The 10,768-nt window shown below is 74.2% G+C and carries 8 protein-coding genes and 1 pseudogene; 5 read left to right on the top strand and 4 right to left on the bottom strand.

Annotation, left to right across the window (positions count from 1 at the left end):
• A pseudogene (locus AE652_RS24260) lies at window positions 1-1,654 on the top strand (molecular chaperone Hsp90); the annotation flags it as partial.
• Here AE652_RS24260 and AE652_RS24265 read toward each other — a convergent pair.
• The 3 genes from AE652_RS24265 to AE652_RS24275 form a co-directional block, all read right to left on the bottom strand.
• On the bottom strand, window positions 1,618-1,887 hold the full coding sequence (locus tag AE652_RS24265; RefSeq protein WP_049655012.1) for a hypothetical protein: 270 nt from the start codon (window positions 1,885-1,887) through the stop codon (window positions 1,618-1,620). The pseudogene AE652_RS24260 and the gene AE652_RS24265 overlap by 37 nt on opposite strands.
• Window positions 1,888-1,966: 79 nt before the next feature.
• A complete protein-coding gene (locus tag AE652_RS24270; RefSeq protein ID WP_049655015.1) occupies window positions 1,967-4,426 on the bottom strand; it encodes an HAD-IC family P-type ATPase in 2,460 nt (819 codons plus the stop codon).
• A 52-nt stretch (window positions 4,427-4,478) separates the two neighbouring features.
• Entirely contained in the window at window positions 4,479-4,802 is a 324-nt protein-coding gene (locus AE652_RS24275) for a DUF2530 domain-containing protein (RefSeq protein WP_049655019.1), read from the bottom strand.
• A 176-nt stretch (window positions 4,803-4,978) separates the two neighbouring features.
• Between AE652_RS24275 and AE652_RS24280 the strand changes: the two genes are divergently transcribed.
• On the top strand, window positions 4,979-6,439 hold the full coding sequence (locus AE652_RS24280; protein ID WP_049655021.1) for an NCS2 family permease: 1,461 nt from the start codon (window positions 4,979-4,981) through the stop codon (window positions 6,437-6,439).
• A gap of 195 nt (window positions 6,440-6,634) precedes the next feature.
• Window positions 6,635-7,093 carry an RICIN domain-containing protein gene (locus AE652_RS24285; protein ID WP_159028546.1) on the top strand — a complete coding sequence of 153 codons (459 nt, stop codon included), beginning with the start codon at window positions 6,635-6,637 and terminating at the stop codon, window positions 7,091-7,093.
• Window positions 7,094-7,174: 81 nt separating this feature from the next.
• Here AE652_RS24285 and AE652_RS24290 read toward each other — a convergent pair whose 3' ends face one another.
• Window positions 7,175-7,624: a VOC family protein gene (locus tag AE652_RS24290; RefSeq protein WP_049655025.1), complete on the bottom strand. Its 450-nt coding sequence runs from the start codon at window positions 7,622-7,624 to the stop codon at window positions 7,175-7,177.
• 131 nt (window positions 7,625-7,755) lie between these two features.
• Here AE652_RS24290 and AE652_RS24295 point away from each other — a divergent pair, with 131 nt between their 5' ends.
• Both AE652_RS24295 and AE652_RS24300 read left to right on the top strand, forming a co-directional pair.
• Window positions 7,756-8,679, top strand: a complete 924-nt coding sequence (locus tag AE652_RS24295) for a DUF4231 domain-containing protein (protein WP_049655027.1) — start codon at window positions 7,756-7,758, stop codon at window positions 8,677-8,679.
• Window positions 8,680-8,882: 203 nt separating this feature from the next.
• Window positions 8,883-10,601 (top strand): hydrogenase maturation protein, encoded by a 1,719-nt coding sequence (locus AE652_RS24300; RefSeq protein WP_049655030.1) that lies wholly within the window; start codon window positions 8,883-8,885, stop codon window positions 10,599-10,601.
• Window positions 10,602-10,768: the final 167 nt, after the last annotated feature.

Below are 10,768 nucleotides of genomic sequence, written 5' to 3' on the forward strand. Positions count from 1 at the left end.
CCTGCGGCTGGCCCACCCCGAGGCCGCCCACCCGCTGCTGGCCAGGCTCGGCGCCGGCACCGCCACCCCGGCCGGGGTGCTGGACACCCCCGAGGCGCGGGCCGCCGTCGCCCGCTCCTACGAGCTGGCCGAGGACGACCTCGACGCGGCGCTCGAACTCGCCGACGCCGTCCTGGCGTTGGTGAAGGCCGCCGCCCCGGAGCCGGGCGCCCACCCCTGGCTGGCCCGGCTGGCGCTGCTCGACGACGAGGGCGAGCCCGCCCGGGCCGGCGAACTCGTGCTGCCCGGAAGCCCGTTCGCCGCGCTCGCCCGCGAGGAGGACGCCGGCTGGGTGGACGACGAGCTGCTGGAGCGCTGGGGGTCCGAGGTGCTCGCCGCGGTCGGCGTGCTGGCCGACTTCGTGCTGGTGCGCGCCGAGGACGTGGTGCTCGACCCGGACGACCTGGAGCGGCTCGACCCGACCGTCCCCGCCGACCGCGCGGCCGGCGGCCACCCCACCGGCCTGCTGGACGAGGCGCCGGACGGGCTCGCCGAGTGGGCCGAGGACGCGCTGGAGGCGCTGCAGGCCGACGAGGCGGTCGGCGTCCCGCCGGTCGCCGCCGAGCTGCTGGCCGTGCGCGACCTCGACCTGGTGGACGACGACGCCTGGCCGGAGGCGCTCGCCGCGCTGGCCCGCCCGCCGTACCGGGAGGCCGTGGTCGGCCCGGTGCGCACCCTGCTGCCGGACGGCTCGTACGCCGACCTGCCGCCGTACACCGCCTGGTGGCTGCGCGACCACCCGGTGCTGGCGGGCCGTGAGCCGGCCGGCCTGCGCGCCGCCGGGGCCGACCCGCTGCTGCGCGGCCTGTACGACGAGGCCCGCACCACCCTGGACGAGCAGTTCCTGCACGCGCTCGGGGTGCGCACCACGCTGGCCGCGCTGCTCGCCGAGCCGCACGGGCCGGACGAGGTGCTGGACCGGATGACCGACCCGGACGCCGAGGTCGGCCACCGCCAGCTGCACGGCATCCACACCGCGCTGGCCCGGGTGGACCGCGAGCGGATCGAGCCGCTGGACGTGGTGCGGGCGCTGCCGCCGATGGACCCGGACACCGGGCGCCGGCCGGCCCACACCGTGGTGGTGGACGCCACCGAGGCGGTCGTCGCCGACGCCCCCGACCTGGTCCAGCTGCTGCACCCGTACCCGCTGCTGCCGGTCGCCCCGGCGCTGGCCGCCGACCTCGCCGAGCGGCTGCACGTGTCGCTGGCCAGCGAGGTGGCGGGCGGCCGGGTGCTGTCCGAGGGCGTGCTGCACCGGGTCCCGGCGGTGGTGCGGGAGCTGCTGCCCGGCTGCCCGGTCGCCTACGAGGAGCACGAGGAGCTGCTGGTCGTCGGGCCGGACGGCGGTGAGGCGGCGGTGGACTGGCGCTGGGACACCGGGGCGGACACCCCGGAGCCGCCGTACGACCCGGAGCTGGCCGAGGCCGGCGACGAGGACGACGAGTTCGAGGTCCCGCCGGTGCCCGGCCTGCTGCACGCGGCCACCCCGGAGGGCCTCGCCGCCGGGCTGGCCTGGTCGGTCGGGCAGTGGCACCGCCGCTTCGAGGTGCTGGCCGCGCTCAGCGAGCCCGACCGCGCCTACGAGCTCTCGGCCGCCCGGGACTTCGAGGGCTGAGCCCCGCGGCGCGCACCGGTCGGCCGGTCGGTGCGCGCCCGCAGCCGCCGGTAGACGGCGGTGGTGGCGGTCAGCCAGACCGCGCCGAGCGTCACCAGCGCGGCGGTCCGCAGCGCGGGCGTGGGCCGGACGGTCAGCCCGACGCCCGCCATCGCCAGGGCGGCCAGTCCGGCCGCCGCCAAGCCGCCCAGGAAGGCGATGAACGCCTCCAGGTCCCCACCCCTGCGTGCCATTCGGCACCCCCTTCCGGGGTCATCATCGGGTGTGCGCGGGGGGCTTGTCACGCGGTGGCGCGGCCGGCCGGCGGCTCCGTCACTCCATGCCGCGGCGCTTCATCACGCGCCAGGCGATCTCCAGGGCGATGCCGCAGACCACCGCGACGGCGACGCCCGTCAGCGGGTCGCGGTAGCCGACCAGGGAGAGGTCGAAGAACGACTTCAGCGGGGGCACCAGCAGGACCAGGGCGAACGCGCCGCCCATGGCGCCGATCAGCAGCAGCCGCCACCAGTTGTACGGGCGGGCGACGATGGCGAGGACCCAGATGGCGATCAGGAAGAGCGTCAGGGTGGCCACGCTGGTGTCGGCCTTGAGGTCGGTCGCGTGGTCGGTGCGGGCGAGCGTGTAGGCGACGAAGGTGCCGGTGCCGGCGATGGCGCCGCCGGGGACCGCCAGCCGCAGCACGCGCTTCACGAAGCCGGTGCGGGCCCGCTCGTTGTTGGGGGCGAGGGCGAGGAAGAAGGCCGGGATGCCGATGGTCAGCGAGGACAGCACGGTGGAGTGCCGGGGCAGGAACGGGTACGGCGAGTGGGTGAAGATCACCAGGAGCGCCAGCAGGACCGAGTAGACGGTCTTCACCAGGAAGAGTGAGGCGACCCGCTCGATGTTGCCGATCACCCGGCGGCCCTCGGCCACCACCGACGGCAGCGAGGCGAAGGAGTCGTTCAGCAGCACGATCTGGGCGACCGCCTTGGTGGCGTCGGAGCCGGTGCCCATCGCCACGCCGATGTCGGCGTCCTTGAGCGCGAGCACGTCGTTGACGCCGTCTCCGGTCATCGCCACGGTGTGGCCGCGGGACTGCAGCGCCCCGACCAGCTGGCGCTTCTGCTGGGGGGTGACCCGGCCGAAGACGCTGGTCCGGTCGGCGGTCTCGGCGAGCTGCTCCGGGTCGGTGGGCAGGGAGCGGGCGTCCAGCGGGTGGTCGGCGCCGGGCAGGCCCAGGTGGCCGGCCACCGCGCCGACCGAGACCGCCGAGTCGCCGGAGATGACCTTGGCCCGGACCCGCTGGCCCTCGAAGTAGCGCAGGGTCTCGGCGGCGTCCGAGCGCAGCCGCTGCTGGAGCACCACCAGGGCGAGCGGGGTGAGGCCGGCCGCCGGGTCGGGGGAGTCCAGCGGGACGGGGGTGCGGCCCAGCAGCAGCACCCGCAGGCCCTGGGCGCCCAGTTCGTCCACCTCGGCCAGGGCCGGGTGCCCGGCGGGCAGCAGCACGTCGGGCGCGCCGAGCAGCCAGCTGGCCTCGCCGCCCTGCGGCTCCAGCAGCTGCACGCCGCTCCACTTGCGGGCGGAGGAGAAGGGCATCGCCTCGATCACCCGCCAGCCGTTCCGGCCGGAGGCGGCGCCGTCGTCGCCGCGCCCGTACGCGTCGATGACCGCCTGCATGGACGGGTTGGGGCGGGCGTCGGCGCCGGCCATCACGGCCAGCGCGTGTTGGACGGTGTCCTTGTCGACGGCGGCGGGCTCCCCGTCGGAGAGCACCCGCAGGTCGACCACGTCCATGCCGCCCTCGGTGAGGGTGCCGGTCTTGTCCAGGCAGACGGTGTCCACCCGGGCCAGGCCCTCGATCGCCGGGAGCTCCTGGACCAGGCACTGCTTGCGGCCGAGCCGGACCACGCCGATCGCGAAGGCGACCGAGGTCAGCAGCACCAGGCCCTCGGGGACCATCGGCACGATGCCGGCCACCATGCGCCGGACGGCCTCGCGCCAGTCCCGGCCCTCGACGGCCAGCTGGCTGATGATCAGGCCGAGGGCGGTGGGGATCAACAGGTAGGTGATGATCCGCAGGATGCTGTCGATGCCGGTGCGCAGCTCCGACTTCACCAGGGTGAACTTGCTGGCCTCCTCGGCGAGCTGGGCCGCGTAGGCCTCCCGGCCGACCTTGGTGGCGGTGAACGCGCCGGCGCCGGCCACCACGAAGCTGCCGGACATCACCTGGTCGCCGGGCTGCTTGAGGACCGGGTCGGGTTCGCCGGTGAGCAGCGACTCGTCGATCTCCAGGCCGTCCGCCTCGGTGACCTCGCCGTCCACGATCACCTTGTCGCCGATGCCGAGCAGCACGGTGTCGTCGAGGACGATCTCGGAGACGCCGACCTGCCGGGCGGTGCCGTCCCGGCGGACCTGCGGGCGGGCCTCGCCGATCAGGGCCAGGCTGTCCAGGGTCTTCTTGGCGCGCAGCTCCTGGATGATGCCGATCGCCGTGTTGGCCACGATGACCAGGCCGAACAGGCCGTCCTGGATCGGACCGACGATCAGGATGATCCCGAACATCACGCCGATGATCGCGTTGAAGCGGGTGAAGACGTTGGCGCGGACGATCTCCCGGGTGGACCGGCTGGACCGTACGGGGACGTCGTTGACCTGGCCCCGGGCGACCCGTTCGGCGACCTCGGCGGTGGTCAGGCCGCCGCGTCGGCCGGGCAGCAGGCCGAGGGGGTGGGCTCCGTCCGGGCGGTCTCCGTCGGCCGGCTGCTCTTCCGCCGGCTGGGCAGGCTGCGTCATGGCACCGACTCTACGGGCGCCTTATGTCCGGTGCGTGCTACTAAAGGACTATTCAGTCCGACCGGGTGGCCGGGTCCTGGCCCTCGTCGCCGGTCGTCCGTTCGGCCGTGTGCGCGGCCGCCTCGGCCGCCTCGGCGGCGCGGCCGCGGGCGATCGCGTCCCGCCGGGCGCGGCAGTACCAGAGGCCGATCAGGCCGAGCAGGCCGCCGGAGAGGCAGATCCACGGCCAGGTGCCGTGGCCGTGCGCCGAGAGGCTGCCCTGGAAGGGGAGCAGGGCGAGGAAGGCGATGAACCACAGCACCGTGCCGCCGCCGACGATGGCGACGTCGTTGGCCTCCAGCGGAGGGGGCGAGGGGTGCAGTGGCGTCTTGGGCATGGGGCCTAGCGTACGGTGCGGTGGGGCGGCTGTGCGGGTGCCGTGACCCCGCGCGGGCTCTACGCGCGAAGATAGCGCGTGTGCGATCGGGAAACGATACTTGAGGCCCTGCGCCCGGCCACCGTCGCCCCGGGCGTTCCCACCCCCTCCTCAGCTCCCCCACAGAGGACGCACGCATGCCTGTGGTCCAGCCGACCACCGAGTCGCCCGAACCCGCCGACGCCGCGCCGCAGCCCCCCACGAGCGCCGTCGACCGCTTCTTCCGGATCAGCGAGCGGGGCTCCACCCTGCCGCGCGAGATCCGCGGCGGTGTCGCCACCTTCTTCACCATGGCGTACATCCTGGTGCTGAACCCGATCATCCTGGCCAGCGGCACGGACGTCACCGGGGCTCACCTGAACAGCGCCCAGCTGGTCACCGCCACCGCCCTCACCGCGGGTCTCACCACCCTGCTGATGGGCGTCATCGGCAACGTCCCGATCGGCCTGGCCGCCGGACTCGGCGTCAACACGATCGTGGCGCTCCAGCTCGCCCCCAAGATGACCTGGCCGGACGCCATGGGCATGGTCGTGCTGGCCGGTTTCGCGATCATGCTGCTGGTCGCCACCGGGCTGCGCGAGCGGGTCATGAACGCCGTCCCGCTCGGCCTGCGCAAGGCCATCGCGATCGGTATCGGCCTGTTCATCAGCCTGGTCGGCCTGGTCGACTCCGGCTTCGTCAGCCGCATCCCGGACGCCGCCCACACCACCGTCCCGCTCCAGCTCGGCGGCAACGGGCACCTGCTCGGCTTCCCGGTGCTGATCTTCGTGATCGGCCTGGTGCTCACCCTGGTCCTGCTGATCCGCAAGGTGCCCGGCGCCATCCTGATCAGCATCGCGGTCTCCACCGCGCTCGCCGCGGTCATCGACAAGGTGGCCGACGTCCCGGCGCTCAAGTGGGGCCTCACCGTCCCGACCTGGCCGGGCAACCCGGTCTCCGCGCCGGACTTCGGCCTGGTCGGCAAGGTCAGCCTGTTCGGCGGCTTCGAGAAGGTCGGCGTGCTGACCGGCCTGCTGTTCGTCTTCACCGTGCTGATGTCCTGCTTCTTCGACGCGATGGGCACCATCCTCGGCGTGGCCGACGAGGCCCACCTGCTGGACGAGAAGGGCGACCTGCCCGGCATCAACAAGGTCCTGATGGTCGACGGCATCGCCACCGCGGCCGGCGGCGCCACCTCGGCCTCCGCCAACACCTGCTTCGTCGAGTCCACCGCCGGCGTCGGCGAGGGCGCCCGGACCGGCTTCGCCTCGATCGTCACCGGCCTGCTCTTCGTGGTGGCGCTCTTCCTCACCCCGCTCGCCACCATGGTCCCGGCCCAGGCCGCCACCCCGGCCCTGATCACCGTCGGCTTCCTGATCCTGGCCAACTCGATCAAGGAGATCGACTGGGCCGACTACACGATCGCGATCCCGGCCTTCCTGACCATCGTGATGATGCCGTTCACCTACAGCATCACCAACGGCATCGGCATGGGCTTCATCGCCTTCTGCGTGCTGCGCCTGGCCGCCGGCCGCGGCCGCGAGGTCCCCGTCCCCATGTACGCGGTGGCGTCGGTCTTCGCCTTCTACTACCTGATGCCGGCCTTCGGCCTGCTCTGACGGCCCCCGCCGGTTCTCCGACGGCCCCGTCCTCCCGCTCGGGAGGGCGGGGCCGTCGGCGTTCGCCGCAGCGGGGCTTCACACCTTCGGGTTGTTCTGCGGACGGGACGGTCGTGGCGCCTTGCCGGCGAGGGAGGTTCCCGGGTAGGGGCGCGGACCCATGGCCGCGGACTCATGACCTGAAAGGAACCAGTCGTGAGCCGTACAACGGCTGCCGCGGTGATCGGCGGCGCAGTCCTCGCTCTGACCATGACGACGGCCCCGGCCGCCTCGGCGCAGCCCGAGGGCCGGGTCGGGCAGATCCAGAACCTCCACTTCGGGCGGTGTCTGGCGGCGAACCCCGACCAGACCGTCGGGCTGGGCCCGTGCATCCCCGTGCCGCCGTTCCTCTGGGACGTCCCGAGCGAAGGGACGGGGCAGGTCCGCAGCCTCGCTGCGAACGCGTGCCTGACGGACGTGGACACCAGCAACCCGTGGGGCCACGCCGTACTCCTCCAGTGCACCGGCGACCTGCGCCAGGTGTGGGAGTTCACCGGGCCGGACGGTCCGTTCATCAAGAACGTCCTCACCGGCCGGTACCTGAAGGCCAACGACTCCGAGGGCGTCTACGTCGGCAGTCAGACCGGGTCCCACCCGGAGTGGGCCGTCCGCTGACGGACGCACCGGGCCGTGCCCGTGGGGCCGGCGGTGGTCGGGCAGTCGACCGCCGCCGGCCCTTCGCGTGCCGGGGGCGGGTCAGTGGACGCAGAACTCGTTGCCCTCGGGGTCCTGCATGACCGTCCAGGCGCCGCCGGGCTCGTCGACGTGGCGGAGGGGGGTGGCGCCGAGGGCGGTGAGGCGGGCGACGGTGGCCTCGCGCTCGCCCGGGCCGGGGTGGACGTCGAGGTGCAGGCGGTTCTTGCCCTGCCGGGGCTCGGGGACGGCCTGGAACAGGACGCGGCGGCCGAGGCCGGTGTCCGAGGCCGGGTCGAACGGGTCCTCGGGGTGGCGGACGGCGGCCAGGGAGCGCCAGGCCGGGTGGCCGTCCACCTCGGTGAGGGCCTCCGGGCCGACCGCGCCGGCGGCGAGCAGCCGGGTGATCAGCGCGCCGTGGTCCTCCGGCGTGTACTCCAGGGCGGCGGCCCAGAAGGCGGCCTGGCGGTGCGGGTCGGCGCAGTCGATGACGAGCTTCCAGTGCAGCGGCATGTAACCGTTTCTACCGGTTACCCGGGGGTCGGGCAATGGCCGGCCGTCAGAAGTTGTCAAAAAGGCGCCCGTGTAGGCCAGTTGGCGGTGGGAATACTGGCTGGACGGAGAAGGGGGAGGGGACTCGACCGATGGTGCAACAGGATCCGCCGGGGGGCGTCGAGGCGCAGCTGCTGCCGGAGCTGTTCTGGACGACGGACAAGGCCTCGCTGGACGGCCAGCGGGAGACGCTGCGCTGGTACCGCGGCCTGATCGCGATGCTGGTGGTCGCCGCCGTGATCGGGTCGTTCCCCGACCCGGACGACAAGAACGCCCTCGACATCTGGCCGCTGTTCTCGGTCGCCGCCTTCCTGGTGGCCGGCTACTTCTGGTCCCGGCTGCGCCGCGGCAACCCGCAGGGCCGCTGGTACCAGGCCCGGGCGGCGGCCGAGTCGGTCAAGACGCTGGCCTGGAAGTACACCGTCCGGGCCCGGCCGTTCGACGGTGCGGCCGAGTCCGAGGACACCGACCGCGGCTACCTGCTCCAGGTCGAGGACGTGCTGCGGGCCTTCGAGGACCCGGAGATCGTGCCGCCCGGCAGCGTCGCCGAGATCACCCCGGAGATGCGCCGGCAGCGCGCCGAGAGCCTGACCGCCCGGCGCACGCTCTACCTGCGCACCCGGGTCGAGGGCCAGCGCACCTGGTACCGCTCCCGGGCCGAGGCCTGCGACTCGCAGGCGGTCTCCTGGGGGCTCGGCGTCGCGGTGCTGATCATCGTCGGTGCTGCGGCGGCCATCGCCCAGGCCACCGGCGCGCTGCCGGTGCACGTCTTCGGCGCCACCTCGGCCGCGGCCGCGGCGATCATCGCCTGGACGCAGCTCAAGCAGCTCGGCCCGCTGGCCGCCGCCTACCAACTGGCCGCGCGGGAGCTGGAGAACGTCGGCAACCAGCTGTCCGACCTCGACCTCAAGGCGCCGGACGCCGAGGCCCGTTGGGCCCGGCTGGCCGCCGAGGCGGAGGACGCGGTCTCCCGGGAGCACACCACCTGGCGGGCCCGCCGGGCGTTCCCGCGCTGAGCCGGGCTCGCGGGACGGGCGGGGGCGGGAGCGGCGCAGAGTACTCGACCGGAGCGGGGACTTGGGGAGATCCGGCGAAACGCGGGGTGCGGGTGTGCGGGGTGCGTGAGAGTAGGGCGCCCAGGTGCGGACCGTAATCGTTACGTGTCCATGCCCTGGTTTCATCGCCTGCGCGCGACCCCAGTTCCCGCCGGAGGCCCTCCTTGCGCATTCTCCTGATCGCCAGCGCGTTCAACAGCCTGACCCAGCGCGTCCACACCGGGCTGCGCGAGCGCGGCCACCAGGTCGCCGTCCAACTCGCCCTCGGTGACGAGCAGATGAGGGCGGCAGTGGTCCGCACCGACCCCGAGCTGATCATCTGTCCGATGCTCACCAAGGCCGTCCCGCAGGACATCTGGTCCACCCGGACCGTCCTGATCGTCCACCCGGGGCCCAAGGGCGACCGCGGCCCCTCCTCGCTCGACTGGGCGATCACCGAGGGGGCCGAGCGCTGGGGCGTCACCGTGCTGCAGGCCGTCGAGGAGATGGACGCCGGCGACATCTGGGCGTCCGTCGAGTTCCCCGTCCCGGCCTGCGGCAAGAGCGAGTTGTACCGGGGCGAGCTCGCCGACGCCGCCGTCGAGGCCGTCCTGCTGGCCGTCCAGCGGTACGAGGGCGGGCTGTTCACCCCCGAACCGCTGGACTACGCCCGGCCGGACGTGCACGGCGAACCGCGGCCCCCGCTGCGCCAGGAGGCCCGCCGGATCGACTGGGAGCGGGACGACACCGCCACCGTGCTGCGCAGGCTGCGCGCCGCCGACTCCCAGCCCGGCGTGCTGGACGAGCTGTACGGACGGGAGTTCTTCCTGCACGGCGGCCACCCCGAGGACGAGCTGCGCGGCCCGGTGCCCGGCGCCGTGCTGGCCACCCGGGACGGCGCCATCTGCCGGGCCACCGTGGACGGCGCGGTGTGGATACCGCAGCTGCGCCCGCGCCGCACCCCCGGCGGGCCGGCCACCTTCAAGCTGCCGGCCGCCACGGTGCTCGCCGACGAGCTGTACCGGATCCGCGAGGTGCCGGTGAGCCCGGAACGGGCGAGCGGCCGGGACACCTGGTCGGAGCTGCGCTACCACGAGGAGGGCGAGGTCGGGTTCCTCGAATTCGCCTACGCGGGCGGGGCGATGAGCACCGACCAGTGCCGCCGGCTGCTCGCCGCCTACCGGGAGGCGGCCGAGCGGCCGACCTCGGTGCTGGTGCTCGGCGCGCCCCGGGACTTCTTCTCCAACGGCATCCACCTCAACGTCATCCAGGGCGCGGCCTTCCCGGCGCTGGAGTCCTGGGAGAACATCAACGCGATGGACGACGTCGTCGAGGCGGTGCTGACCACGACGGACAAGGTGACGGTGGCGGCCCTGGCCGGGAACGCGGCGGCCGGCGGGCTGATGGCGGCGCTCGCCGCCGACGAGGTGTGGTGCCGGGACTCGGCGGTGCTCAACCCGCACTACCGGCTGATGGGCCTGTACGGCTCCGAGTACTGGACGTACACCCTGCCCCGCCGGGTCGGCGCCGAGCAGGCCGGGCGGCTCACCGCCGAGGCGCTGCCGGTCGGCGCGGACCACGCCCGCCGGATCGGCCTGGTGGACCGTACGGTCGGCGGGGACGCGGCCGGGTTCCGCCGCTGGGTGGCCCGGGAGGCGGCCCGGATCGCCGCCTCGCCGGAGCTCACCGGGCGGCTGGTGGACAAGAAGCGCCGCCGCGCGGCCGACGAGGAGGCCAAGCCGCTGGCCGAGTACCGGGCGGAGGAACTGCGCCGGATGCACGCCGACTTCTACCGGGCGGGCGAGCCGTACCACGCGCTGCGGCGGGACTTCGTGCACAAGGTCTGCCCGGTGGCCACGCCGGAGCACGTGGCGGGGCTGCTCGGGCGGCCGGCTCAGTCGTAGGCGGACCGCGTAGCGGTACGCGGCCTGTGCGGTCGTAACGGCCCGCGCGGGCACAGGGGTTCGCGCGGGCTGGCCGAGCTGCGGCGGGTCGCGCGTCGTACGGGGAGGGCAGGAGCGGGACGGGCGGCGCCCGGCCGGGGTGGGGGGCCCGGCCGGACGCCCGCTCG

The sequence above is a fragment of the Kitasatospora sp. MY 5-36 genome, assembly GCF_001182915.1.
Lineage (GTDB): Bacteria > Actinomycetota > Actinomycetes > Streptomycetales > Streptomycetaceae > Kitasatospora.